Origin of the sequence: Collinsella aerofaciens, assembly GCF_040926185.1 — a bacterium.
In the GTDB taxonomy this organism is placed as follows: domain Bacteria; phylum Actinomycetota; class Coriobacteriia; order Coriobacteriales; family Coriobacteriaceae; genus Collinsella; species Collinsella aerofaciens_BC.
On the sequence record NZ_JBCOIQ010000027.1, the window covers coordinates 1 to 26,053 of the forward strand.

The following is a 26,053-nucleotide window of genomic DNA, read 5'->3' on the forward strand; positions in this document are numbered from 1 at the left end:
GGTGCGGCGTATAGGATTCGAACCTATGACGTTCTGATTCGTAGTCAGACCCTCTATCCAGCTGAGGTAACGCCGCAGCGCAAAACATATAAAACCACTTTAGCTTATTGGAGTCAAGCACAATCTCAAACTTTTTTTGTGGAACGCAGTTTTGTCATGCTGCTCCGCATATACCGTCGTTCCCCGTACGATCGATTGGCTTTTCGATCACGTCAAACTTAGCATCAAGTTCCCTCAGGAGCGATCTCACCCGCTGGGCACAATCATAATCGGCAAACGAGATACTCAACATGCGAGCAACCTGGTTAGATGTCCGGACCCCATAGAAATGCTCCAGGGCCACAAGCCCCTCGTGCGCCACAAACGTCTCAACCACATGCGGCGACTCCTCGTAGCACCATTGGGTCAACGGACCCTCGCTCGTCTGTCGAACCACCAGGCCACCCATGCCAGACGGCTCACACGTCACAAGCAGGTACTCCCCGCCCTCGTCGCTCTCAAACAAAACCACCCGATCATCAAACAGCTCCATCGCGTCCCCTTTCTCTCGCTCTTATTTAGCAAAAGCATAGCAGGTAGATGGCTGTATACAGAACAGTTGTTCGTGTGTTTTCTATAGAGCTGTCCGCATGGCATGGTATGGCCGTGCGCAAAAAGGGCGCCCCGAAAGGAGCGCCCTTGCAAATCGCTTATGCAGCCAAGCTACGCGACCGGCTCGATCTTCTCGAGGCCGCCCATGTAGGGGCGCAGAACCTCGGGGATCGTGATGGTGCCGTCAGCGTTCTGGTAGTTCTCCAGAATGGCTGCCATGGTACGGCCAGCCGGCAGACCGGAACCGTTGAGGGTGTGCAGATAGCGCGAACCCTTGAAGTTCTCGGGGTCGCGATACTTGATGTTGGCGCGACGGGCCTGGAAGTCACCGCAGTTGGAGCAGGAGCTGATCTCCTTGTAGGCGTTGTAGCTCGGCAGCCAGACCTCGACGTCGTAGGTCTGACGGGCAGAGAAGCCCAGGTCGCCGGTGCACAGGCTAATCACGCGATACGGAAGACCCAGCTGCTGCAGCAGGAACTCGGCCTCGGCGGTCATGCTCTCGAGCTCCTCGTCGGACTCCTCCGGCTTGGCAAACTTGACCATCTCGACCTTGTCGAACTCGTGCTGGCGAATGATGCCGCGGGTATCGCGACCAGCGGAGCCGGCCTCCTCGCGGAAGCAGGGGGTGAAGGCGGTGTAGCGGCGCGGCAGGGTATCGGCGTCGAGGACCTCACCGGCGTGCAGGTTGGTGAGCACGACCTCGGCGGTGGGGATCAGGAAGTTGTCGCCCGAGACGTGATAGGCGTCGTCCTCGAACTTGGGCAGCTGGCCCGTGCCGAACATGGTCTGACGCTTGACGACGATGGGCGGCCACCACTCCTTAAAACCACGGCTGGTGTGCGTATCGAGGAAGAAGTTGATGAGGGCGCGCTCAAGACGGGCGCCGGCGCCACCGAGAACGGTGAAGCGGCTGCCGGAGAGCTTGTTGCCGCGCTCGAAGTCAAGGATGTCGAGGTCGGTGCCCAGATCCCAGTGCGGCTTAAAGTCGAAGTCGAACTCGCGCGGGGTGCCCCAACGACGGCGCTCGATGTTCTCGTCCTCGTCCTTGCCGTACGGCGTGGCCTCGCAAGGAATGTTGGGCAGGTGAGCCATGAAGTCGTACTGCTCCTGCTCGAGGGCGGTGCGGCGCTCGGCCAGACCGTCAATCTTCTCGTTGACGGCGCGCACGGCCTCTTTGGCGGCCTCGGCCTCGTCCTTCTTGCCCTCCTTCATCAGGGCGCCGATCTTCTTGGACTCGGCATTGCGCGTGGCTTGAAGTTCCTCGACCTCGGTGATGACGGCACGACGCTCGTCGTCGAGCTCAAAGAACTTCTCGCGATCCCAAGACGTCTGGCGGTTAGCCATGGCGACATCGATGGCATCGGGGTTCTCGCGAACAAACTTGATATCAAGCATTAGATCCTCCGGCGATATACATTCCATTTAGGTTGCAACCTTGTACATGTATGGGCAAGTATATACTTATGAGCGTTTACGACCCAACTCAACTACGCAAGAAGGCACCCAATGGACGCAGTTTTTTCCTTTTTGTTTGGCACCCGCACCGGTTTTGCCATCCTTTTCGCCGGCGGCATCCTGTTATTTGCGATTCTTGCCTTTGTAATGGAGAAGCGTACCCATAAGATGTACGTCGACCGCGGACCCAAGTCCGAGGATGAGGAAGACAGCTTCTGGGACTAACCTGCCAAAAAGGGACAGGTTTATTTTGGTCGGTTTTATCTGGGCAAACGCAAGCGCCCCGCAACCGGTAACGATCCGGTTGCGGGGCGCTTTTCGCATATACGACAAAACCGCAGGAAAAACCTGCCAAAATAAACCTGTCCCTAAATGGCAGGTTTTACTGGAGAGTTGCGTCGATGGCCTTGACCAGGGCGCTGCGCATGCCGGCGTCCTCGAGCGCAACGACGCCCTTGATGGTGGCACCACCGGGCGAGCATACGGCATCCTTCATCGCCGCAGGATGCTGGCCAGTTGCAAGCTGCAGCTTTGCCGTACCCAGCACCATCTGGCTCACAATGCGATAAGCATCCGCACGCGGGATACCGTGCTTGACCGCCGCATCGCCCAGGGCCTCGATTGCCATGGCGACAAACGCCGGAGCGCAACCACCCACCGTGCCGCCCACAAACAGCAGGCTTGTGTCGAGCTCGACGACAGCGCCAAGCTTACCGAGCAGGTCGAGCACCACAGCACGCTGCTCGTCGTTAAGCGTCGAAGCCTTCTCGCAGGCGATGACGCCCTCGCCCACCGAAACCGGCGTGTTGGGCACCGTCGAGATATGCGCGACGCCCGGCAGGACCTGCTCCCACTTGGCACTGTCCCAGGTCCAGGCAACCGACAGAACGACCTTTTTGGCAAGAGCGTCCTTGAGCGGGGCGAATACCTTCTCGATCATGTACGGTTTGACCGCAGCGACCACGATATCGGATGCGGCGACAACCTCGGCGGCATCGTGGCAGGCGACCATGCCGCGCGCCTCGCAGCGCTCAACCAGTGCGTCGTAGCGACCCGCGCAGGCGCACATGTCGCTCGCAGCTACACCGGCAGCGATCCAGCCATCGGCCATAGCGCTCGCCATATTGCCAAAACCGACAAATCCAATCTTCATATCGCATAGTCCTTTCAGACACATTCCTCAAAACGAAAGGTATTGTCCCACGCCATTGTTTCGTATTGCCGACCTATTTGTGATACGGCTCGCCACGACTGATCTTGCAGGCACGGTAAATCTGCTCCAGCAGCACCACACGCGCCAGGTTATGCGGCAAGGTAATGCGTCCAAAGCTGAGCATCTCGTCGGCTCGTGCGCGCACGTCATCGCTCACGCCATCCGAACCGCCGATTACAAAGGCAATGTCGCTGCTGCCTCGCAGCATAAGATCGTCGAGCCTCGCCGAAAACTCCTCGCTCGAGCGCTCCTTGCCCTCGATAGCCAGCAGGATCACATGCGCCCGAGATGGCAAGGCGGCAAGAATCGCCGCCCCCTCCTTGTCGCGCGCGGCATCCACGCCGCCCGCCTTAGCCGGGTCGATATCGGCCACCTCGCGGATATCCACCTTGGCATAGGCACCTAGGCGCTTGGTGTACTCAGCGCACGCGTCCTTCCAAAAGCGCTCCTTGAGCTTACCGACGCAAACGACGGTGTATTTCACGCGCGTCTACTCCTTCGAATCGTTTTGAACTTTGCCGGCGGCCAGCATCTGCTCGAACATCGAGGCCGACTGCGAAAAGTCGCTCGGCAGCACGACCGTCGAGGTTTTACCCGTGCGAGCGAACTCCGTCATCATCTCGGACCACTGCGTAAACATGAACAGTTGGTTGGCCTCGTCATTGCCGACACCCGTCTCCTGGATGATCTCGAGCGAATCTTTGATACCCAGCGCGATGGCCTTGCGCTGGTTGGCGATGCCCTCGCCCGCCTTTTCCATAGCCTCGGCCTCGGCGGTCGCCTCGGTGACGCGCTTGATGCGGTCGGCCTCGGCGAGCTCCTGCGCGGCAGCGCGCTTGCGCTGGGCAGCGTTGATGTCGTTCATGGAGTTCTCAACCTCGGTCGGCAGTGCGATTTTGGTGATGAGCGTCGACACGAGGGTGAAGCCGTAGGCGGCCATCTGCTCGGAAACAGTAGCGTTGACATCCTTGGCGATGTCATCCTTCTTGGCAAAGACCTCATCGAGCGTGTAGACGGGGATGGAGGAGCGCAGGGCGTCGGTGATGAAGTCGCGCATCTGGTCGACGGGCTCCTGCAGCATGTAGTAGCTCTTGTAGATGCCCGAATCCGCCGGGCCAGCACCCATGTCATAGCTCACGTGGTACTGAGCGGAGACCTCAAGGCCAATGGTCACGTTGTCCTGAGTCTTAACGTCGATGCCAAAACCATTTTTCATGGTGCGCAGACTCACCGTGGCGGCCTTGCGGTCAATCACGGGCACCTTCATGTGGAAGCCTGCGCTAACAATGCGGTTGAACTTACCCAAGCGCTCGATGATTACGGCGTGCTGCTGTTCAACGACATAGCAGGCGTTGGGGAGCAGGAGCAACAAAATGATGATGGGAAACAAGAGGCTCGTAAGGGCAGCGATGATACCGGAAAACAGCATGGTCTCTCCTCTGATAGGCACACGTTGGCATTAGGATACCCGTCCAAGGAGATCGTGCATAACAAAAAAGCTCCCATTGCTGGGAGCTCTTTCATTTAATGGTGCGGGCGAAAGGACGTCCGCGTATCCGCTTCGCGGATCCGCACCGGCACCGGCCGCCTGCCGGCGTCCTCGCCAGCTCGCTAAAAACGCTCCGCGTTTTCTTGACGCTCGCTCCTTCGCAGGTTCAAGTCCCTGCGATGGGCACATAACAAAAAAGCTCCCATTGCTGGGAGCTCTTTCATTTAATGGTGCGGGCGAAAGGACTTGAACCTTCATGGGGTTGCCCCCATACGGACCTGAACCGTACGCGTCTGCCAATTCCGCCACGCCCGCGTGCAGGAATTAGAATAACGGAGCGCCACCGCGAACGCAAGAACTATTTTTGAAAAAGTTTGCAGGCATTTTCCCAAGCGGCATGCGCGATTGTTTCGGCGTCCTCACCAGTGCGATCGACACGGTCGTTAACCAGCGCGTTTGCCGTAATGGAGATCATTGCGGGCTCGCATTCAAGACCGCGGATGGGCTCCGGAGCCATATACGGGCAATCCGTCTCGAACAAAATTCGATCGAGTGGGGTTGCCGCAAATGCCTCGCGCACGTCTTCGTTGCGCTTAAAGGTGGCCGCACCACCATAGGCGATATAGCAGCCCAGCTCCACAAAGCGCTCCATCGTGGCGCGGTCCTCGCCAAAACAGTGCAGCACACAACCGGCCTGGGGCACGCCCACCTCACGAAGCACGTTGTAGGCGTCCACGTGCGAGGTACGCTCCTGGTCCATGTCCTCGTGACGCAGATGCAGCTCCACCGGCACGTTACGGCACACGGCAAGCTCGAGCTGGCGCGCCATGCAGTCAATCTGCACGTTATGGGGTGCCGGCGCGATATCGTCGTCATAGTCCATGTGGTAGTCCAGACCGATTTCGCCAATACCGGCGCATAAGGGATCATCGAGTGCGGCAACGACCTGTGCGTGAACGTCGTCGGCATAGTCCGGCGCGCCATACGGATGCACGCCGGCAAGATACTTGATCTGCGGGATATCCTGCATCGGCAGAATCTCGCGCGTCAGCCAGTCGCTATAGTCCTTCACGCTGCGCTTGTCGGCGATGGGGTCGAGCATCGTCACCAACAGGTCGACGCCCGCGGCTTTGGCACGCAGGAGCGTCTCGGGCACATCCTTGCCCCAGAACGAAAGCAGATGTGCATGCGTGTCGGCAAGCGGCGCCAAGGGCACGGGACAAGCAACCGTCTTCTTTTTCTTGGTAAACGTCACGCGTTCGGCATTAAGCGTCATGGATTAGCTCCTGGGCCAGACGGACAAAGTCAGCAACATCAAGCGTCTCGGCGCGCGTGGTGGGTGCAATACCGCAAGCCTCAAAGGCAGCATCGAGCACGTCCTTGGCAAAGCCGTTGGCGCTCATGGAATTGCGGATGGTCTTGCGACGCTGAGCAAATGCAGCATCAATCACGCGGGCCACAAATTCGCGATCGAGCCCCTCGGGCACCACGCCGTCAACGCGATCGATGCGTACTACGGCAGAATCCACATGCGGCGCCGGCATAAAGCAGCGCGGCGGTACCTCAAAACGACCCGTCACCTGCGCATACAGGCCGAGCTTTGCCGTATAGCCGCCATAGGTCTTGTTGCCCGGCACTGCGGCAATGCGATCGGCAACCTCCTTTTGCACCATGACGACGGCACGCTTGAGCGCCGGCATCGTCTGGAAAAATTGCAAAATGATCGTCGCCGCCACGTTATAGGGCAAGTTCGCGACAAATACCGTGGGCTCGCCGCCGGCAGCCTGCTCAATCTGCTCCGGGCCCACCTTAAGCGCGTCGCCCATGATAAAGCGGAAGTTGGCATAGTCGGCGGCGTGGGCGTCGAGCACCGGTTCGAGCTCAGGATCGGCCTCAATGGACGTAACGCACGCCGCCTCCTGCAGCAACGCAAGTGTCAACGTACCGCAACCCGGACCCACCTCGAGTACGCGCTCGTCACCTGCAAGCTCGGCAAGCTCGCAGATACGCTCGATCACATGATTGTCGATTAGAAAGTTCTGGCCCAGGCGATGCTTGGTCGCAAGGCCAAACTCCTCTAGCAGCTCCCTGGTGGCCGTGGGGTTTGCCAAAGGCGAAGTTGTCATGGTTGCCTCCTTAGCATGATGGCGGCGTCTTGAAACAAAAGGGCATGGACCGTTGCGGCCATGCCCTTACATCTAAACAGTAAATTGCCGATATGGCGCGCGGCGTCTTAGCCCAGACGCGGGAACAGCGGCTCGCCCTTCTCGACGGGCTGACCACCAGCAAGCAGGCCCCAAGCGCAAATGCCCTTGAGGTCGTCGCTCGCGGCCTCGTCTTCGCAGGACAGGCGGCGCAGAGCCTCGGCAGAAGTCTGGGGCATGAGCGGCATCAGCAGGTGAGCGGCAATGCGGATGGCCTCGAGCAAGTTGTAGATCACAAATGCCAGTTCGTCAGCCTTGGCCTCGTCCTTGGCAAGTGCCCAAGGCTCGGAGTCCTCGATGTAGTGGTTGGCAGCGTGGATGAGCTCCATGACCTCGTCCTTGGCTCCACCGTAATCGAGCACGTCCATCTTGGCCATGTAGCGCTCGACCAGACCATCGGCGATCTTTGCCAGCGGGTTGTCGAACGCATCGAACGATGCGGGCTTGGCGGGCGCGCAACCGTCAAAATACTTGCCGCTCATGTTGAGCGAACGCGAGATGAGGTTGCCCCAGCTGTTGGCCAGGTCGGCGTTGTAGACCTGCTCCATGCGGTCGAAGCTGATGGCACCGTCGGTGCCGGGGACGACGTCGGTCATAAAGTAGTAGCGATAGCCCTCGACGCCCAGCATGTCGATAACGTCCTGCGGAGCGATGGCGTTGCCGCGGCTCTTGGACATCTTCTCGGCCTTGCCGGTCTCGGCATTGCGCACGGTCAGGAAGCCGTGGGCAAAGACGTGCTCGGGCAGGGCCTCGCCGATGGCCATGAGCATGGCGGGCCAAATGACGCAGTGGAAGCGGATGATGTCCTTACCCACGATGTGGAACTGCGCGGGCCAGCGATAGGCCAGCTCGGCACGCGCCTCGTCGGTGTCGACACCGTAGCCGACGGCCGTCATATAGTTGAGCAGCGCATCGAACCACACGTAGGTCACGTGACCCTCGTCAAACGGGACCTGAATGCCCCAGTCAAAGCTCGTACGGCTCACGGAAAGGTCGTTAAGGCCGCCCTCGACAAAGCTGCGAACCTCGTTCATGCGGAACGCAGGCTCGACAAAGTCGGGATGCTCGTCATAGAGCTTAAGCAGCTTGTCCTGGAAGGCGGAAAGCTTAAAGAAGTAGGACTCCTCCTGCACGCGCTCAAGCGGACGGTGGCAGTCGGGGCACAGGTGCTGGCCGACGCTGCCGTACTCCTCGTCGCCCTTCTGGACCTGCGTATCGGTGAAGTAGGTCTCGTCAGGCACGCAATACCAGCCGTCGTAGCTGCCCTTATACAGGTAGCCGGACTCCTTCATGCGCTCCCACAGGTACTGCACGGCATGATGCTGGCGCGGCTCGGTGGTGCGAATGAAATCATCATTGGAAATCTCGAGCTTGCTCCAAAGCTCCTTGAAGTGCGGAGCCTGGCTATCGGTCCACTCCTGCGGCGTCATGTTGTGCTTGGCTGCGGCCTCGGCGACCTTCTCGCCGTGCTCGTCCATGCCGGTCAGGAATTTGACGTTATAGCCGGCGGAACGGCGATAGCGAGCCTGAACGTCGGCGATGATGGTGGAATAAGCCGTGCCCAGGTGCGGATCGGCGTTGACGTAGTAGATGGGCGTCGTGATAAAGAACGAAGGCTTGCTTTGATCCATGGGGTTTGTCCTCCAGAAAAACGTTGCATACAGAGGATGATTCTAGCGCAAGGGCTGGATATCCTCCATCTATTGCATATCGAGCACCATGGCATAGACATCGCGCTTGCGGCGCGAATACTTCTGAGACAGGCGCTTGGCCACCGCAGAGGCGGGCTCCCCCTCCTCGAGCGCGGTGCGGATATCCTCGCGCAGGGCCTCGTCGGGATCCGCTACCGCAGCGCCAACCGGCGCGATGCCGGCCTCCTCATCCTCGCTCGGCGGCGCGATGACCAGCGCAATCTCGCCCTTTACCTCGCCGCGAGCACGCAGCTCCTCGGCAAGCTGGTCAGCGGGCCCGCGCAAGACCTCCTCGTGCAGCTTGGTGAGTTCGCGGCAGACGGCAACCTCACGCTGGGGAAAGACCTCCGCCACGGCCTCGAGCGTCGCCACGATGCGATGTGGAGACTCGTAGAAGATGAGTGCGCCGGGCACCACGGCAAGGCGCTGCAAACGGCGCACACGGTCGCCGTGCTTTCGGCCCAAAAAGCCCTCGAAGAAAAAATGCTCGCAGGGAATGCCGGACGAAACAAGCGCCGTGACGCAAGCAGAGGGCCCGGGAATAACTTCGACGGGCAAATCGGCCTCACGCGCCGCCTCGACCAGCGCCTGGCCGGGATCGGACACGCTCGGCATGCCGGCGTCCGAGGCAAAGGCGAGGGTCTCCCCCGCCAGCAGACGGTCGACCAGGCCGGTGGCGCGGCTGGCGATCACATTCTCGTCGCAACGGACAAGCGGCTTGGAAATGCCCAGGTGCATCAGCAGCTTTGACGTCACGCGCGTGTCCTCGCAGCAGATGGCATCGGCGGCGGCAAACGCCTCGCCAACGCGCGGGGACAGGTCGCCCAGGTTGCCGATGGGCGTGCCGACCACATAGAGTTTGCCCGTATGGGCGCTGTTTTGCGTCATATCAACCTATTCAATCATGCCGCGCTCGAGCGTACCGAGCGCCGCGCGGGCGTCCCATGCTGCAATGCGCTTCTCGGTCTTCCACGTTTGGAAGAACCAACCGGCAGCCGGCGCAAACGAAGCCAGCTGGTTGGCGATAAACACGCGCTCGTAGGCATTGCGGCCCTCGGGCGTAACCGACGAGTTGGCAAAGATCGCCGCACCCGACCATTCGCCCACCAGCACGGGGAACCCTGTCGAAATCGCTTCTTTAAGCTCGCGCTTGTTACGCGAAATCGCCGTCGTCAGCCCGCGGGGGCTCGTGATGTCGAGCGCATACTCGTCGCGGTAATGGTACAGGTGAAGGTCCATGTAGACGTTCTTGTACTTGGCGCCGCGCATAAAATGCTTCCACTCGCTGGGATGCCCCGACGACGAGAAGACGACGATTTTATCCTCGGGCATATACGAACGGACGAGCTCGTAGGCATCGCGATAGAAATTGCGCAGGTAGTGAGCAGGAATGCCATCCGTCATGGTGAAGAGGCTCTTGCGAACGCTCATCTGCGGCGTGTCCAGCAGCTCAATGCCCAGCAGGCTCTCGGCCTCGCCATAGCGATCGGCCAAGCGCTCGAGCACGTCGAGTGCGACATGACGGCCGTTGGTGGACGAATGCCACTCGGCGACAGCCTCCGGCGTGGTGGGTGAATCGTTGGAATCGCCCTGGCCACCGGGCACAGTTGCCAGATCGAGCAGCACGCGGATGTCGTACTTGGCAGCCCACTCAATCGCGCGGTCGATGTAATCGACAACCGATATGTAGGAGGCATCGGACTCCTGTGAGCCAAAGGCATACCAGGGCACCGGCAGACGCACGGCATTGAGACCGATCTGCGCCATGCGGCGAAAATCGTCCTCGCTCACAAACGTCTCGTAATGGCGGCGCATGCGCTCGTTATAGGCGGCGGTACCCATGGCCTCCTGTAGCTCGGCCGCGTTGGATGCACCGGTCGCCGCGTACAGCGACGGGGTCACCCAAGGCTCGGGAATAAACCAGCCAGAGAGATTAACGCCGAGTATCCTCTCCATCACTGCCCCCTTCGGATCATGCAGGTCGAACCCGCATCGTATTGCATAGGATAAGTATCGTTTTGAGTATACCCGCGTGTGCGGACAGGCGACCGAACGGTCTGTAAAGTGACGCGAAAGTGGGAGGAATGTCTGGGGCGGGCGGACTCGGAATGGTGCGACGAGGTGTGTACGCGCGCCGGAGGCAGGCACCGGAAAGCGCGTCCCGTTCTATCGCTCAATAATGGGGCGCATTTTCCGCAGAACCCTACATAAAAGAAAAGGACCCCTTTGCAGAGGTCCTAGTCAATTCAAGGTGGCGGGGAAGGGAATCGAACCCCTGACACGAGGATTTTCAGTCCTCTGCTCTACCAACTGAGCTACCCAGCCATTTGAGGTGTGCCTTGTTTCAAGGCTTGATTAGTATAACCAAGGACGCGTTCCGGTCAACCGAGAATTTCAAAAAAGTTTTTGAGCACAGCCTCGGTTCTTTAAATCGGCACGTCAGAGGCATCAGCCGGCAGCAAGAAGTTTTTCGCTCAGAGCCGCACGGGCAAACTCACTTGGCGTCATCCCCTCGGCAGCCGCCCGTCGACGAATGGCCTCCTTCATTCCCAGAGGAATCTTGACCGACAGCGTTGCCGTCCCCTCACCTGAGAGTGGGGGCCGTCCATGCACGATCCCACCAACGGTGTGTTCGCCATCCGGAAACTCTCCGCGCTCGTACGACTCGCACCACGCGTCAATCATTTCATCCGTTACAACCTGACCATTAGCGGCCGTATACGTCTTGCCCATCATCGACCCCTTTGCCGAGCCCGTTCAATCTCCTGCCAAAATTTCTTCTGGACTGGAGACAAGGCATGAATGATAAGCCACCCACGGACAAGCTCGACCGCGACAAGCTCCACGCTTCGTCCGTCTGGGAGCCATCCAATCGCAAGCCATCTCGGCGGCTCGTCCTTCGACTCGCGACGAATGCACTCAGTAACCGCAAGCCAAGCGCTAAGCACCTGCTTTTCCGTCAGGTGCTTTTTAGCGTTGGGATGGATCTCAACATCCGTGCATCTTCTCCTCCATCTTACCCAATTTCGTATGACAAAAGTCCGCTATCGCCAATTCTTAAGCCGGCACGCGTTGGAGAGCAGGGGTCGAAACAATGATTGAAGGGCGCTCTAGTGCGGCCCAGGCGCCGGGGCAGGAGCACATACGCCAGGGACGTACGTTTTCGTAGCGCGCGAGGATATTGCCGTCGCGATCGATGAAGGCGATGTCGATGGGATAGGCCATAAAACACGTATGGACCGAAGAGCAGCGTGGAAATGCCATGACGAGCGGCAGACCGTTGGCGGCAACCGGGCACCGTCCCAGCATGCCGCGCAGGCGCACGGCAAACGACTCCGCCACCGCAAACTCGGCCGGCGTCCAGCCCAGCCTATTGAGTGCCCGCGCGTAGGCGATGTAGGACGAGACCGCGGTCACATGACCACCCCCGGACGCCATGGATCGACCGTCACCGCGCGCTCGTGTGACAACTTTGCCGGTGCCCCCAGCGAAACGCCGGCGATGCTGAGCGAGCTCGGCCACGGCTCATAGCGCATGGTGCAGGTGTAGGTCCTAAACGTGCCGGAAAGCGAAAGCAAACCGCCATCCGATGTCGTCGCACCCTGTTCGCTCGAGACCTCGATCAGCAAGTCATAGCCTTCCATGGCATGTTGGATCTGAGCCTGAACGGTCGCGGAAGCATCGATGGAGCTGCCATCGCCCTCCCCGCTCGGCGCCACGGCATGTGCTAGCACGATATCGGGCACCACGCGATCGAAGCGTGCGACCGCACCGGCAAAGACCATGACGTTGTACACGATAAGCGCCAGAACCAGCAGGACGGGCGTGACCACGGCCATCTCGACCGTCGCCTGGGCGCGCTCCTCGCAAAGGCGCGTGCGGATGCCCATTACGACCCACCGCCCAGGGCACCCGCCAGTGTGGTGACATCGACGGTAAGTGGGATGGAACCGCCGCCGGGCAGCGGAATCTCCGCAAGCGTGAACGTCGTGCCGCTGATGGTGCGCTCGACTTGATATTCCAGCGCTTCGCAAAGCGCCTTGGGGTCGGTCACGCCCAACGGAATACTTCGTAGCTCGTCCTGCGCATTAGAAAGAGCCGTGATGTCAGACCCCGGGCTCTTGATGACATTGGCGGTGTCGGTCAGCACCGGCTTTCGCAGGCGCAAGTCGCACGGCTCCAAGCCCAGCGCCGCCACGGACGCCGAAACGGTATCGCCAAGCCACGACGCAATGGAGCCCAACGCGCCGTTGCCCCCTCCTAGGCCCTTAATCATCTCGTCCATAAGTTCGTCGGCCGAACCTTGGATGTCTCCGTATCCCACAAGCAGCCGTCCCCAGACATCCATGACGCCATCGAGTACGCCGGCAACGCCACCCGAGCGTCCCTTCAATGTCGAGAAAAATCGCGAAAGCACGTTGTTTTGCGCCGTCGCCTCATCGGGCGCCAGCACCGCGGCAGAGATGGCACCGCGATCGCCAAGCCTGACTGCCGTGTTAAACGAAGAGTTGAGCTCATCGGGGCTCGAGATGGCACCCGAAACCGCAAAGGCAGCCACGCCGTTGCGACCGGGCGGAGCGATACGCGGACGTTCGCCCGAAAGCGTTTTAATGGCCTGGTCAAACGCATTGCTCGCACGGTCGGCCTCATCCTCGGTCTGACGCATGAGCTCAAGCTCTTTGTTCCGACATTTGACGTATTCCTCCAAGGCCTTTTTGAACTCGTCGAAGTGATATTCGAAGCCGTTTTCGATAGAGGTTGAAGGCGCCGCAACAGCACCAAGCGACAAAACGCCAAAATGGCATTTGCTGCATTTATCCTGTCCATCGTAATCGGCAACCGAAGCAAATCCGCTCGGCGTCCCTTTCTTATAGTTAGGGCAGGTCGTCCCGTAATGCAGATACGCCTTGTCATCGTTCACGCTCGTCGGCCACACCGCATCGGTATAGAGCTCCGTCGCCCGAACCTCATCAGAGTTGCGCGGCAGCAGCGGAATATAGGAGGAAACCCTGTCTCCGTTCTCGGTTATATGTGCCCGATCGACCTCCGCGCTCGCATAGGTATAAAACGCCTTACGCGCCGCAGACTCTGCCTTCATCTCGACACTCGAGCCGTGGGGCTTCTCATTTGTCAGACGCCAGTGGTAGTAGTCCTTCGCGCGATCAAGGGCAACTTGGGGCTCCCACGTAACGCTCGATGAGTAATGCGGATTTTGAACACCGGGGAGATCCGTTAGGCTTTTCGCACGCTCCCACATGCAAGAACAGCTGCCGACCGAGCCCTTGTCAGACCCACCACAATCCGCCAGCCAAGCACGCTCTTTAGCCTTCGCCGTGTCCTCAGAAGCCTTCCGCAGCTCCTCGGCCGCACACTCTAAATCATCTGATGTGTCTTTAATGGTATCGGTCGAGATCTCTGATCCTTTGAGCGCAGCGAAGTCAGACTCGGATGTCCTGGGCACGGCAAGCGCCGTACCGGTATAGGTCACACTATCGGTATCCTGCGCCGACACCGCCTGCGTGGCACGCGCGGCGATCAGATACGGCAGAGCCGTCTCGATTTTCTGTAAGCCTTCCGATGCGCTTTTGGCAAACTTGTTGCGCGTTTTAATGATCTCAATCCCAGTGTCGACCATATTGCCGGCAACCGGCTCGGCACCCGGGATGAGGATGGCGACCAGGCCCGTCCCGATCGTGGCAAACCCCGCCAGCCCCAGACTCAAGATGCTCGCATCAACCACCGTGGCAGCCGTGTGATAGGACGACACTACGTTGGCACCCGCCAGCGCGCCGCTATCAGCCGCCACCTGGGTATCCCCGGCACGCGACATGCTCCATATCGCCGCGGTCGACGAAAACAACAATGTGAGCACCACTAGGATGACCACGGCAGAAGAAAGCGTGGTATAGGCGCCGTCTTCGATAAACAGATCGACACCGGCTCGACCCATAAAGCCGCCTCGCTTGCGATGGCAGCTCGGACGGTGCGTCAAAACGCGTCTAGACCAGAAACACTTAATCCCATGCAGCAATCCACGAATCATAATCTCCCTCCAGCCATTCGGGACGCGATTGATACGAGACATCGACCTTGAGCTCAACGTAGCCGCCCTCGGCGGTACCACCCATAGCCTGCGCAAACGCACCGATCACAGGCAACGGCTTGACCTCGCCGGAAACGGACACGGACGAGACGCCACCCGCACCGGCCCGGCCAAGCTCGATATCCCACGACAACGGCCCGCCGGCATGAAAGATCGAAACGTTGGGCACTGCGGCAAGTCGGCGGCGGGTGAACTCCTTAAGATCGTCGTCCTCCGCCGTCGTCGTGGTCATGAGCCGCGCGGTCTCGGCGGCGGCAGACTCCATGACCGCGCGCGTATAGAGCAGACACACCGGTTGCAGCGCGAGAAGGATGAGTGTCAGAAACGTCGGCAGCAAAAAAGCGGCCTCGACCGTAGACTGCGCCCGGTCCTCGCGCGCGGCATCAATACAACGCGATGTCCTTAGCGGCCGCAGCGGCGTCGATAACCGACGTCGAGGCAACGCTATGGGATGCCGCCCGCTCAACCAGCGCCGCCAAGCGCCCATCGGTGCCGGCACGCCAAAGTCCCGCGATCGCCAGCACGATCGATAACAGCGCCACCGTGACAATGGCGTATTCGACCGTCGCCTGGGCAGATTCCTCACGCAGGACATCATGCATTTCACGATCCCTCCTTTGAGTCCGTTGCCTGCGGGCTCAGGCGCACGGCGCGCAGACGACACGAAGCATCGCCAGCATCCGCGGCAATTGTCACCATATCGACCCAGCCGCGTCCGTCGCGCACGATGGCGCCCCACACGTTTCCCTTGATGTCGAGATAGCCGCTCAGAGCAAGTTGCGCCGTGGGTACCTCGCGATAGGCACGCAGCATATCCGCCGCCGCTTCGGTCATCGGTCGGTCCTCGGACCATGCAAGCCGGACCGCAATCGCGTTGCCCTCAGGCGAATCCGTCGCAGTGCCAGACCGCTTGTCGAGCGTCCGCAGAAAGGTTTGCGCCGTGACAGCGACATCCGAATCGTCCGCATCTCGCATCTCATCTTTTTGAGACGCCACCGCCGAATCTGAGCCCAAATCGGAGGCGGTCCCAGGACGCTGCTGCCGCGCGGCGTTAAGCCCCCAAAGCACCGCCGCTATCGCCACGGTCAGGCAAGCAAACACCAGCAGCACCCCGATGGGGCGCTCGCCCTCTACAGGCTGTTGATGCCCTCGCTGATAGCGTTCCATAGATCTTGGACCTTGCCCTTAAATGCGACGATGGCGATAATCGCGATCACCACGAGCACGCCGACCAAGATGGCATACTCGGTGGTACCCTGTGCACTCTCCTCCTGCAGTAGCTCCTTGGCGCGTTGACGAACATGTGCCGCCCGGCAAAACGCCCAGCCCTGGACCTTGCCAGCAGCGTCAGTCATCGTGTTCATGTATTCCTCCCTACATCATCCCGCCTGCTCCCAGCAGCGGGCCCAATATGGACAGAAGCAACGCCGGCAAGATGAGCGTGCCGGTGGGAATCAGCAGCTTGACGGGCGCACGCTCGATCTCGCGCTCGACCGCAGCGCGATGAGCCGCACGGATCTCGCGACTTTGAGCGGCCAGCGTCTCGGCAAGTGGGGCACCCAGGGCGAGCGCCTGCCCCACCGTGATGGCAAAGGTCTCGAGCGCTCGCACGTCCAGGTCGCGCGCGGCGGCCAACAACTCGTCCTCACGCGTGCCCACGCCCACCTGCCACGCCATGCAGGCCCGCTCAAGGCGAAGAGCCAGCACTGACCGGCGGTTGGCGCAGAAAATCTCAAGCGCCGCATCAAACGAAAGACCGGCCGAAAGGCCCAAGCGCACAACATCGATCATCTCGGACACTTCGCCGAGCGACACTCGCGCCGGGCCGCCCGCTCCAACCGCGCCCTTCACTCGCGCGGTCAGGGCATCGACCACCGAGCGACCCGCGGCAGCGACCAGCACCGTCTCGCGCTTGCAGGCCCCTGCGATCTTGCGCGCATCCGCCCGATCCAAACCCGTCGCGACAAATACACTCAGGGCACACAGGCAAGCCGCAACTGCAACCGGGGCGCTCATAGCTCTACCCTCATAATGCGCCGGATAACCACCAGGGCAACGGCGTTGAGGGCAAGACCCAGCACCACAGCGCCCGCGCCGGCAGGCGTCGCAAGACCGCGACGAAAATCTGCCGAAAGCAGCGCCAACACCGCGCACATGCCCGCCGGCATCGCCGCGACCATATGCGCCGACATGCGAGCCTGCGACGTCTTGACATCCAGGCGGCGCTTGAGCTCAATGCGCTCCCCTACCATGCTCGACGCCTCGGACAGTAAGTCGGCAGGCGGAGCGCCAGTGCGCTGTGACACCTTAAGCGCCAAGGTCACAAGCGAAAGGCCGGGGGCGTCGATGCGCGCGAGCAAGTCATCGAGCGCGTCGGTCGCCGAGATGCCGCAATCGATCGCCGCCGCCACCCGCAAAAACTCGGTATGCACCGGCTCTTGCGCATGAGCGCCCACAAAGCGCATGCCCTGGGCCAGCGAATGTCCCGAGGCAAGCGACATGGAAAGTGCGGTAAACGCCTCGGGCATGGCCTCTTCTGCATCGTGTTGCTCGCGCCGGCTCTCAAAGCCATCCCGAGCGGCGCCAACGGCAATCGGAGCAACAAGTCCCAAGGCAAATCCGAGGGGCGATAACGACACCGTCGTTAGTAAAACGCAGCAGACACCGCTCGATAGCAGCAGAAACGCCAAACGCCCCGAAGCATCCTCGATCACGAGGCCAAGGCGATGCGCCGGAGCCAGCGATGCCCACGAACGGGCAATCTTTTTCAGCAGATCGTTTTCCACCAGCTCACGCGGCAGCTTCTCTGCCACCGTCTCGAGCACCTGACGCGCCAGCTCCGCCGGCGGTATCTGCGGCACACGAGGTTCCGCCCCGCACGCCGTCGCGACAGAAAACGCTGCTAAACCCCCTACGACGAGGGGCACAGCGACCTCCATTCGTCCACCTCCTCTTGTGTGAGCGTCCCCGACCGCAGGCCTTCTGCGATAAACGGCGGCTCGCGGTCAAGCGTCCAGGTGCGCTCGGCGGCATCGAAAGTCACATAGCGCTCGAGCTCTACGCCGCCCGACGCGGCGCGACGCACTCCCGAATACGAGGAGACGAAACGCCTGCCATCGGCGTGGCGCTCAGACATCACGATGCCGTCGAGCGCCATGGCAATCTGCTCCTCGATGAGCTCGCTCGGCAGATCGATGCCATAACGTGCAAGCAACGTCAGACGCACCACGGTCTCCTGTTCTGAGCCCGCATGAAGTGTGGTGAGCGACCCGTCGTGGCCCGTGTTCATGGCCTGCAACATGTCGCAGCACTCCGCACCGCGCACCTCGCCCACCACGATGCGGTCGGGGCGCATGCGCAGGGCATTGGTCACCAGGTCGCGGATCGTCACCGCGCCCTCGCCCTCAATTGAAGCCTCGCGCGCCTCTAGACGCACCACGTGCGGATGATGCGCAAACTTGAGCTCGGCAGAGTCCTCGATCGTCACGATGCGCTCGCCGGTGGAAATCTCGCATGACAACGCGTTGAGCAGGGTGGTCTTACCAGATCCCGTGCCTCCCGCAACCGCCAGGTCCTGTCGCAGCGACACCGCGCACGACAGCAGCTGCGCATACCAAAGCGGCAGCGACCCCAGCCCCACAAGCTCGTCCAGCGAGCAGATGCGGTCCGAGAACTTTCGGATGGTGAGAATCGGTCCGTCAATCGCCACAGGCGGAATCACCGCGTTGACGCGATAGCCCGTTTTGAGGCGGGCGTTGACGATGGGACTGCGCTCGTCGATACGGCGGCCAAGTGGCGAGATGATGCGGTCGATAAGCACACGGATCTGCCCATCATCCTCAAACGCATGCTCGATGGGGTACAAGACGCCACCACGTTCAAAGAAAGCCGAGCGGCAGCCGTTGATCATGATCTCGGTAACGGTGTCGTCCTCGATGAGCGGCTGCAACGGCCCCAAGCCCACCACGTCATCCAAAATCTCGTCGATGATGGTCTCGCGCTCGGGCGTCGCGAGATCGGTCGGTTCCTCAACATTGAGCGCCGCCTCCACCGCGGGACGCAATTCCGAGCGGGCAAGTGCCGGGTCGATATAGGCGCTGATACGCGCCACTTCGTCGTAACCCATGCGGTCCATCACGGCGCGCTTGGTGCGTCGTTTCACCGCGCGGCGACGCCCCGCATCTACAGGCGCTGCCGCCGCTGCAGCGCCGGCAGCCTTAATCCTCGTTTGCAGACTCATCGCTGATCACCCTCGCGCGACCAGGGAAGGCGGATACGCGGGCGCTCGGTACGCGTTGCACGGTCGGCGACCATATCGCTCCAAGGGCCGACGGCGCACCCCAGTTCCACGAGCATCTCGCGCGTAGCCTCGCGCACGCTGGTCGCAAAAGCGCTGGTCTGCCCCATTGCCTCGTCAGCGCGTCCAAACGCCATGAGCGCGGCGAGATCCTGCCCGCCATCGGCGATATGAATCTTGGAGCTCAACGCACAGGCAATCTCAAAGCGCATGGCGACGTCCTCGTCTGCCCCGCGCGCACCGAACCGGTTGAACACGGCGCTCATGCGCGTGCGCGGCACACCCACTCGACTTGCCAGTTCAATGACGCGCGACGCCGATGTCGCGGACGACACCGCCGCATCGCCAACGACCAGGCAGCGGTCGCTCGCCGCCACCGCAGCCGCCACGGCATCACCCCAAAAGACCGAGGTGTCGACAAAGACCACGTCGGATTCGCGACGCAGAACATCAAGCAGTAGCTCCACCGGACGTGCCATGAGCTCGGCTTGCTCGGGCGCCGCGACGGGACCCCAGAGCGTAACGCCCGGCGCCACGCGCATCGATGCGGCTACGATATCTGGCTCGGCGAGCGCGCCCGCCGCCGACGGCTCGATAAGTGCCGCCATATCGCGCGGAGCATCGACGCCTAACAAGTCGTAAAGGTTTCCAAACATCAGGTCCAGGTCGAGCACGGCGGCACGCAAGCCCAACAGCGACGATGTGTGTGCCATGGTGGCAACGATCGTCGACTTGCCGCAACCGCCCGAACCCGAAATGGCGCAGATGACCGGAGCTCGGTGCGGCGAAGCGGCAGCGTCTGCCGGCGGCATCGGAGGCGGCGGGGCGGGCGTCGGCGGCAGCGTCCCCGTCTCCCCCGCCGCAACCACACGCTGCGTCCAAGCCGGCATGGCAGCTTGTTCGGTCTGCGAGGCAGGCTCGTTCTGCACAATCTGCTCATGCTGCATCAGCGACAACTCGCCGCACCCGGCAAAGCCCTCAACTTCGTCGAGTTCATCCGCCAGATTCACGCCGTGCACGTATCCCAAATCTACAGCCGGGGAGTCGCCAGCATGCTGCGCCGGCCCTCCAGCGTCATCGTATACAAGGGGGTTCCGGGGGCGCCGACCATGCTCGGCTTCCGCTTTTCCATAATCATCAACACGCGGGCCTCTTGTAGCGCGAGGCGCCCCGGGTTCCCTATCAACAAAAGCATCGGGCTCAATCGTCATGCGCCGATCGGAATCAACCGCTCCCTCGCCCGCGCGCCCGTTGCCGCATATACTGTGCGCAGCGATGACCTCGGTCGCCCCTGCGCGAAACAGCCCCTCGATATCCGACGGATCGAGTGCTTCTATCAACACGACCACGCGACTCACGCGGCCTTCGGCCGTCAGGCGCGCAACAGTCTTGCGCACATCTTCGGTATCGAACAGAGACGCCGCGATGATGGCAGCCCCGCGGCGCGACGGAAACGCCCGCGCCATGGAAATCAGCCCGTCCAGGTCACCCACGCGAAGCACCTGTGCACCCGCATCACGGCCCTCGACTTCCCGCTGCAACAGCCCGTAATCGCCGCACGCGCAGCACGCAAGCCAGATCGCCTTCATCACTCGTCGCCTCCGCTCTTTTTGCCGCGCGCCGTGGCGGGAATCGTCAAGCTGACCGTTCCCTTGCCCGATGCCCCCAGCAGTTCCTTGACGTCTTCGGGGTCAGCCGCCAGCGTCACCCATTCGATCTTGCCCTCGCGCGTGGCACCGGAATTCTCACTGGTATCGATCACGTGCGCGCCGCACAGTCGATCGGTTACGCCATCTTTTTGCACGTACACGTCCACATAGCTGCCCACGCCCGTGGCACCGCCGACCGAGTGCTCGGCATCGACCGCCACCGAAACGGCGACCTTGCCCTTAGGCACCTCGAGCTTGTGGCTCTCGGCCTTGGTGTAGACATTGCAGATCACGGCGTTTTTGGGAATACGCGAAGTCGTCACGTCGCCGCGCACCTGGCGCAGCTCGGTCGCCGCGTCACGCGGCAGCAGGCTCGTCAGCCATTCCTGGGTTATGACATTGGTCTCATCGAGGGTCTCGCCCACATCGATATCGCGCGCCGCGACGCATACCTCGACGCGATCGCCACCGTACTTGGCCAAGGTCTCAGCCTGGACCTGTTCGGCTTGCGAGCGGATCGACGAGCCGTAAACCATGCAGAGCAGAGCAGCGAGCACGCCCGCGACCAGACTGATGGCGATGCGTTTGCTCTTGTTCACGGCCGCTCCTCTCATGGCAGTGCCGGGCGAATGCCCGTACCACCATTGTCTGGGCGGTCAGAGTGCAAAGCGGCGCAATCGCGATCTTGATTTTCGATGTCAAACCAATCGCTGACCAAAAGCTGACCAGTCCGTCAAGCTCGTGGCAAGGTTTTGGTCAGCACGTCAGCAAACTGCATGTTTCGAGGCTTTTCCGCAGCAAAAAAGCCGTCTCCCAAACAGTTGGGAGACGGCTGTCATAGGAAAAATCAATTACAGATGAACATCGGGATCGAGTATTTGAGCGCTCACGCGCATGGATGACGCCAGGTTTTGGAACGTTTCCAGCCGCAGGCTGTCGATCTGCCCGGCGTCCTCGGCCTCGCGAACGGCGCAGCCCGGCTCATGGGTATGTGCGCAATCGCCAAACCGGCACGCACGCGATGCCTCGACAATCTCGGGGAAGGCGCGCGCCAGACCCCGCTCGTGACCCACGAGCGGTAGACTGCGCAGGCCCGGGGCATCGGCGATCACGCCGGCGTCGCCCGGCAGCGCCACCATCACGCGCGCGACGGTTGTGTGACGGCCCTGGTCGTCGCGTTCGCGCACACCGCCGGTCGCCAACGTATCGTGGCCCAGCAGTGCATTGAGCAGCGTCGACTTGCCGGCACCCGACTCGCCCAGAATCATGGCGCAGCTCCCGGCAGGCACGCAGGCACGGACCTCGTCCAGGCCGCGGCCCTCGGCAGAGGACGTCACGATCACGCGCACGTCCGGACCCACCAGGCGGCGCACGCGGTCCAGATCGCGCTCGAGCTCCTCGGCATCGCAGCGGTCAGCTTTGGTAAGCACCACCACCGGCTCGGCATCGCAGTCAAGCGCCAACACCAGCGAGCGCGCCACGCGGTCGAGCAGCACCTCACCGGCACCGAGCGCCTGCACGATTAGCACGCTATCCACGTTGGAGCAGAGCACCTGGCGCTCTCCACGGGCACGGCCGCGCCAACGCTCAAAGCTCGTACGGCGCGGCAGCACGCACTCAATCACGCCCATATCGTGCCCGGGAGCGCGGCGCACCGCCACACGGTCGCCCACGGCAGGCAGCAGGACCTCGTCCTCGCCGCGCGACTTGGCAAACCCCACGGCATGCTCGGCGCGAAAGGTGTCGTCGGCAGTCGCCACCAGCGGAAACCCGCGATCCAAGCGCACCACGGCGCCAAGCTGCATCTGCTCGGGCTCCTCGGCATGTGCGCAAAAGTCGTCAAATGCCGCCTGCTGAGCTTCATCGACCGGCAGGTCATCGAACGCCGGAACATCCTGCAGCGCGTCGAGTCCCGGCACGTTTGCCAGCAGCTCCTCGGCAGATGCGGGGGCCTCGGTCGCAAGCTTCCGACGACGATCGCGCTTAGCCCGCGCCCCCGTCGTCTTTTTCTTCGCCTTCGCCTTAGCCTTGCCCACAAACGCCTCCCAGCACCACAAATCACAACTGAGCAGGTATTTTACCCACAAAAAAGAGTCGGTCGAGCAATTGCTCGACCGACTCACACACTTTCCCTCAGCTTATGGTCCCGAGAGGTTATCCGAAGGCCCGACCGCCGGGAGGGATTTCTTCTGAGCGATCCCGCAGCGCGAAGCGCGAGGACCAGCGAAGAAGAAACCCCGCAGGCGGTCGGGCCGGTGGGAAGGATGGCCTTTCGACCTACTCTTTCTCGACCGCGCGCATGATCGCCTTGTAGATCTCCATCAGCGGGATGATCAGGAAGGCTAGACCCAGCGCGGCAAGAACGCCCTTGAGCTCAAGCGTCACGGGGCCAAAGAACATCTCGGCAAGCGTCGGCTGAACGGTCACGATAACCGTCAGTACCAGCGCCAGCGCGGCGGAAGCCCACAGCCACTTGTTCTGCTTCTTCATGGTGAACAGCGACGCACGACGGCTGCGCATATTGAAGCAGTGGAAAATCTCGACCATGTTGAGCGTGATGAACGCCATCATCACGCCTTCCTCGTCGGCATTGCCGGCGATCATATCGGAGATGTGGATGTAGCCCATGTCAAAGTACACGCCCACAAAGAAGCTCGCCAGCACCAGCGCGGTGATGATCAGGCCCTGGACCACGCAGTCCAGGCCCATATTGCCGGCAAAGACGCCGTCCTTGGCGTTGCGCGGCTTGCGCTTCATGATGTCGCCCTCGGCATCCTCCATGCCCAGCGCGAGCGCGGGGAAACAGTCGGTGACCAGGTTCACCCACAGCAGCTGCACCGGCTGGAAGATGGTAAAGCCAATGAGCGTGGCGATGAACACCGAGAACACCTCGGCAAGATTGGCCGAAAGCAGGAACTGGATGACCTTGCGGATGTTGTCGTAGATGCGACGGCCCTCTTCGCAGGCACCGATGATGGTGGCGAAGTTGTCATCGGCAAGCACCATGTCGGCGACGTTCTTGGTGACGTCGGTACCGGTGATGCCCATGCCAACGCCGATGTCGGCGCGCTTGATGGACGGGGCGTCGTTGACGCCGTCGCCCGTCATGGCCACGATCTGGTCGCGCGACTTCCAAGCCTCGACGATGCGTGTCTTGTGCTCGGGCTGGACGCGGGCGTACACGCCGTAGTCCTCGATGTGCGCGTCGAGCTCCTCGTCGCTCATGCGGTCGAGGTCGGCGCCCGTGATGGCCTGACCGCGATCGGTGACGATGCCCAGCTGCTTGGCGATGGCCACGGCGGTGTCGATGTGGTCGCCCGTGATCATGACGGTGCGGATACCGGCGTCGTGGGCCTCGCGGATGGCGTCGGCGACCTCGGGGCGGACCGGGTCAATCATGCCGGACAGGCCGCAGAAGACCAGGTCATGCTCGAGCGCGGCGGGGCTGCAATCGCCCGGGACCTCGGTGTAGGTGCGGCTTGCCAGCGCCAGTACGCGCAGGGCCTCGTCGGCCATGGCCTTGTTAGCGGCCACGAGCTCGGCGCGACGCTCCTCGGTCAGCGGAACGACCTTGTCGCCCTCGTAGATATGGGTGCACAGGCCGATCACCACGTCGGGCGCGCCCTTGGTGTACTGCTCATACTCGCCGTCCAGGGTCTCGACGACCACGGACATCATCTTGCGACCAGAGTCGAACGGGGCCTCACCCACACGCGGATGCTCGGCAGTCAGGCCAGTGAGACCAGCCTTGCCGGCATCGTTGACGAGCGCGCACTCGGTCGGCTCGCCCACGGCCTCGCCCAGCTCCTCGTCCCACTGGGCGTCGGAGCACAGCGCCATGCCGGCCAGGAACTTCTCCTTAGGCGCAGCGAGCTCGTGCTTGACGACGGTCATCTTGTTTTGGGTGAGGGTACCGGTCTTGTCGGAGCAGATGGTCTGCGTGCAGCCAAGGGTCTCGACGGCAGAGAGCTTGCGGATAATCGCCTGGCGCTTGGCCATCTTGGTCACGCCAAGCGACAGCACGATAGTCACGACGGCAACTAGGCCCTCGGGGATGGCGGCGACGGCAAGCGAGACAGCGACCATAAAGGTATCGAGCAGGGCGGTCGGATCGGTAAGGACGTTGCCCACGCCGTGGCGGATGATGTCGACGCCAAAGATGACGACGCAGATGACGATAACCATGATGGTGAGGATGCGGCTGAGCTCGGCGAGCTTCACCTGCAGCGGCGTGAGCTCTTCCTTGGCCTCGGCCAGGGCGCCGGCGATCTTGCCCATCTCGGTGTTCATACCGGTGCCGACCACGACGGCGCGACCGCGGCCGTATACCACGGTGGAACCCATGTAGCACATGTTCTTGCGGTCGCCGAGCGGCACGTCGTCGGTGCCGGCGGCGAGCTCAATGACGTTGGCATGCTTCTCGACGGGCACAGACTCGCCGGTAAGGGCGGCCTCCTCGATCTTCATCGTGGCGCTCTCGAGCACGCGGCAGTCGGCCGGGACGGAGTCGCCCGCCTCGAGCATGATCACGTCACCGGGCACGAGCTCGGCGCTCGGCAGGTGCACGAGCTTGCCGTCGCGCAGCACCTTGGACTGCGCCGCACTCATCTCCTGCAGGGCCTCGAGGGCCTCCTCGCTCTTGGCTTCCTGGACCACGCCCAGCACCGAGTTGACGATAACGACGAACATGATGATCGCAACATCGGCAAAGTCGGGCTCGCCCTTGACCATGCCCGTGAGCGCACTGATGACGGCGGCAACGATCAGCATGATGACCATGGGGTCGGCCATCTGCTCAAAGAAACGCTTCCACAGCGGCGTCTTCTCGGCTTCCTCGAGCTTGTTAGGGCCTGTCTTGGCGAGGCGCGAAGACGCCTCGTCGTTGCTCAGGCCGAGGTTCTCATCGACACCTTGGTCGCTGAGCACCTCCGCCGCGGCGGACAGGTATTCCTTTTGCATATAGAGTCCCCTCCTGGGATTCGGGCCACTCAGCAGATTGATGCCCGATCATAATTCCCAGGAGAAGGGCAAGGGCTCATCAAGGCTGCCGTGCTGAGCGGCAGTTGATAGTGGAGCTATGGTACCCCAAAGAGACGCGTCTAGCCAAAACAATCGGTTTGGAAATATGGTCCGCACGCAACGGTGCAGACCGTGTGATGCTCAACATTGGTAAAACGTTTTTTCTTCGACACATCGCCAAACTGACATATCGCCCAGATAGCAGCGGTTGGAGTGGTTGGTAAAGATTTTTCATATACCGTTTTTCCCGCAAAAAATGAACTTCCAGGTTGATTTCCGATCTCAGCCGAACACATTGAGCAAATAGGCCATTCCCGCAGTTAGCTGAACGCCCCCGCGGCC

26 protein-coding genes and 3 tRNA genes are annotated in these 26,053 nt (G+C 61.5%); 1 reads left to right on the forward strand and 28 read right to left on the reverse strand.

Going from position 1 to position 26,053, the window contains the following annotated elements:
• Window positions 1-2: 2 nt before the first annotated feature.
• The 3 genes from AB5750_RS09105 to serS form a co-directional block, all read right to left on the reverse strand.
• Window positions 3-76: transfer RNA gene (locus tag AB5750_RS09105), tRNA-Arg, on the reverse strand.
• A gap of 78 nt (window positions 77-154) precedes the next feature.
• Entirely contained in the window at window positions 155-532 is a 378-nt protein-coding gene (locus AB5750_RS09110) for a hypothetical protein (protein ID WP_117583806.1), read from the reverse strand.
• A 170-nt stretch (window positions 533-702) separates the two neighbouring features.
• Complete coding sequence (gene serS, locus AB5750_RS09115; protein WP_117637377.1) at window positions 703-1,986, reverse strand: serine--tRNA ligase; 1,284 nt, start codon at window positions 1,984-1,986, stop codon at window positions 703-705.
• 111 nt (window positions 1,987-2,097) lie between these two features.
• Between serS and AB5750_RS09120 the strand changes: the two genes are divergently transcribed.
• Window positions 2,098-2,271 (forward strand): DUF6724 family protein, encoded by a 174-nt coding sequence (locus AB5750_RS09120; RefSeq protein WP_006235069.1) that lies wholly within the window; start codon window positions 2,098-2,100, stop codon window positions 2,269-2,271.
• A gap of 157 nt (window positions 2,272-2,428) precedes the next feature.
• Here AB5750_RS09120 and proC read toward each other — a convergent pair whose 3' ends face one another.
• The 25 genes from proC to AB5750_RS09245 form a co-directional block, all read right to left on the reverse strand.
• Window positions 2,429-3,199 carry a pyrroline-5-carboxylate reductase gene (gene proC, locus AB5750_RS09125; protein ID WP_089572672.1) on the reverse strand — a complete coding sequence of 257 codons (771 nt, stop codon included), beginning with the start codon at window positions 3,197-3,199 and terminating at the stop codon, window positions 2,429-2,431.
• A 73-nt stretch (window positions 3,200-3,272) separates the two neighbouring features.
• Window positions 3,273-3,743: a 23S rRNA (pseudouridine(1915)-N(3))-methyltransferase RlmH gene (gene rlmH / locus AB5750_RS09130; protein WP_117563694.1), complete on the reverse strand. Its 471-nt coding sequence runs from the start codon at window positions 3,741-3,743 to the stop codon at window positions 3,273-3,275.
• 6 nt (window positions 3,744-3,749) lie between these two features.
• The gene (locus tag AB5750_RS09135; RefSeq protein WP_368145761.1) at window positions 3,750-4,688 is read right to left on the reverse strand and encodes an SPFH domain-containing protein; all 939 of its coding nucleotides are present in this window, start codon (window positions 4,686-4,688) and stop codon (window positions 3,750-3,752) included.
• A 288-nt stretch (window positions 4,689-4,976) separates the two neighbouring features.
• Window positions 4,977-5,063, reverse strand: a tRNA-Leu gene (locus AB5750_RS09140).
• 43 nt (window positions 5,064-5,106) lie between these two features.
• Window positions 5,107-6,024, reverse strand: a complete 918-nt coding sequence (locus AB5750_RS09145) for a TatD family hydrolase (protein WP_368145760.1) — start codon at window positions 6,022-6,024, stop codon at window positions 5,107-5,109.
• Complete coding sequence (gene rsmA, locus AB5750_RS09150; RefSeq protein ID WP_117655496.1) at window positions 6,014-6,874, reverse strand: 16S rRNA (adenine(1518)-N(6)/adenine(1519)-N(6))-dimethyltransferase RsmA; 861 nt, start codon at window positions 6,872-6,874, stop codon at window positions 6,014-6,016. The genes AB5750_RS09145 and rsmA overlap by 11 nt, the downstream gene beginning before the upstream one ends.
• A gap of 107 nt (window positions 6,875-6,981) precedes the next feature.
• Window positions 6,982-8,583 carry a methionine--tRNA ligase gene (metG, locus tag AB5750_RS09155; RefSeq protein ID WP_161145124.1) on the reverse strand — a complete coding sequence of 534 codons (1,602 nt, stop codon included), beginning with the start codon at window positions 8,581-8,583 and terminating at the stop codon, window positions 6,982-6,984.
• A gap of 69 nt (window positions 8,584-8,652) precedes the next feature.
• Window positions 8,653-9,531, reverse strand: coding sequence for a 16S rRNA (cytidine(1402)-2'-O)-methyltransferase (gene rsmI / locus AB5750_RS09160; protein ID WP_368145759.1), 879 nt, complete (start codon window positions 9,529-9,531; stop codon window positions 8,653-8,655).
• Between the two features lie 6 nt (window positions 9,532-9,537).
• Window positions 9,538-10,599: a glycoside hydrolase family 5 protein gene (locus AB5750_RS09165; protein WP_055309641.1), complete on the reverse strand. Its 1,062-nt coding sequence runs from the start codon at window positions 10,597-10,599 to the stop codon at window positions 9,538-9,540.
• A 296-nt stretch (window positions 10,600-10,895) separates the two neighbouring features.
• Window positions 10,896-10,968 (reverse strand) — tRNA-Phe (locus AB5750_RS09170).
• A 123-nt stretch (window positions 10,969-11,091) separates the two neighbouring features.
• Window positions 11,092-11,379 (reverse strand): ATP-binding protein, encoded by a 288-nt coding sequence (locus AB5750_RS09175; protein WP_199575474.1) that lies wholly within the window; start codon window positions 11,377-11,379, stop codon window positions 11,092-11,094.
• Between the two features lie 321 nt (window positions 11,380-11,700).
• Window positions 11,701-12,081, reverse strand: a complete 381-nt coding sequence (locus AB5750_RS09180) for a DUF192 domain-containing protein (RefSeq protein WP_117821139.1) — start codon at window positions 12,079-12,081, stop codon at window positions 11,701-11,703.
• Window positions 12,057-12,533, reverse strand: a complete 477-nt coding sequence (locus AB5750_RS09185; protein WP_368145758.1) for a hypothetical protein — start codon at window positions 12,531-12,533, stop codon at window positions 12,057-12,059. Before AB5750_RS09185 ends, AB5750_RS09180 begins: the two co-directional genes overlap by 25 nt.
• On the reverse strand, window positions 12,533-14,593 hold the full coding sequence (locus AB5750_RS09190; RefSeq protein ID WP_368145757.1) for a hypothetical protein: 2,061 nt from the start codon (window positions 14,591-14,593) through the stop codon (window positions 12,533-12,535). Before AB5750_RS09190 ends, AB5750_RS09185 begins: the two co-directional genes overlap by 1 nt.
• A gap of 64 nt (window positions 14,594-14,657) precedes the next feature.
• Window positions 14,658-15,188, reverse strand: a complete 531-nt coding sequence (locus AB5750_RS09195) for a TadE/TadG family type IV pilus assembly protein (RefSeq protein WP_267489793.1) — start codon at window positions 15,186-15,188, stop codon at window positions 14,658-14,660.
• Window positions 15,130-15,348: a hypothetical protein gene (locus AB5750_RS09200; RefSeq protein ID WP_195621201.1), complete on the reverse strand. Its 219-nt coding sequence runs from the start codon at window positions 15,346-15,348 to the stop codon at window positions 15,130-15,132. Before AB5750_RS09200 ends, AB5750_RS09195 begins: the two co-directional genes overlap by 59 nt.
• A gap of 1 nt (window position 15,349) precedes the next feature.
• The gene (locus tag AB5750_RS09205; protein WP_368145756.1) at window positions 15,350-15,913 is read right to left on the reverse strand and encodes a hypothetical protein; all 564 of its coding nucleotides are present in this window, start codon (window positions 15,911-15,913) and stop codon (window positions 15,350-15,352) included.
• Window positions 15,877-16,110, reverse strand: coding sequence for a hypothetical protein (locus AB5750_RS09210; protein ID WP_089572694.1), 234 nt, complete (start codon window positions 16,108-16,110; stop codon window positions 15,877-15,879). The genes AB5750_RS09205 and AB5750_RS09210 overlap by 37 nt, the downstream gene beginning before the upstream one ends.
• 10 nt (window positions 16,111-16,120) lie before the next feature.
• Window positions 16,121-16,762: a type II secretion system F family protein gene (locus AB5750_RS09215; RefSeq protein ID WP_368145755.1), complete on the reverse strand. Its 642-nt coding sequence runs from the start codon at window positions 16,760-16,762 to the stop codon at window positions 16,121-16,123.
• Window positions 16,759-17,607 carry a type II secretion system F family protein gene (locus AB5750_RS09220; RefSeq protein WP_368145754.1) on the reverse strand — a complete coding sequence of 283 codons (849 nt, stop codon included), beginning with the start codon at window positions 17,605-17,607 and terminating at the stop codon, window positions 16,759-16,761. Before AB5750_RS09220 ends, AB5750_RS09215 begins: the two co-directional genes overlap by 4 nt.
• A 50-nt stretch (window positions 17,608-17,657) precedes the next feature.
• A complete protein-coding gene (locus tag AB5750_RS09225) occupies window positions 17,658-18,986 on the reverse strand; it encodes a TadA family conjugal transfer-associated ATPase (protein WP_368145753.1) in 1,329 nt (442 codons plus the stop codon).
• Window positions 18,983-20,632 (reverse strand): nucleotide-binding protein, encoded by a 1,650-nt coding sequence (locus tag AB5750_RS09230; RefSeq protein WP_368145752.1) that lies wholly within the window; start codon window positions 20,630-20,632, stop codon window positions 18,983-18,985. The genes AB5750_RS09225 and AB5750_RS09230 overlap by 4 nt, the downstream gene beginning before the upstream one ends.
• Window positions 20,632-21,291 (reverse strand): Flp pilus assembly protein CpaB, encoded by a 660-nt coding sequence (gene cpaB / locus AB5750_RS09235; protein WP_227790272.1) that lies wholly within the window; start codon window positions 21,289-21,291, stop codon window positions 20,632-20,634. The genes AB5750_RS09230 and cpaB overlap by 1 nt, the downstream gene beginning before the upstream one ends.
• A gap of 252 nt (window positions 21,292-21,543) precedes the next feature.
• A complete protein-coding gene (gene rsgA, locus AB5750_RS09240; RefSeq protein WP_438266020.1) occupies window positions 21,544-22,497 on the reverse strand; it encodes a ribosome small subunit-dependent GTPase A in 954 nt (317 codons plus the stop codon).
• Between the two features lie 472 nt (window positions 22,498-22,969).
• On the reverse strand, window positions 22,970-25,651 hold the full coding sequence (locus tag AB5750_RS09245) for a cation-translocating P-type ATPase (protein WP_035136809.1): 2,682 nt from the start codon (window positions 25,649-25,651) through the stop codon (window positions 22,970-22,972).
• Window positions 25,652-26,053: the final 402 nt, after the last annotated feature.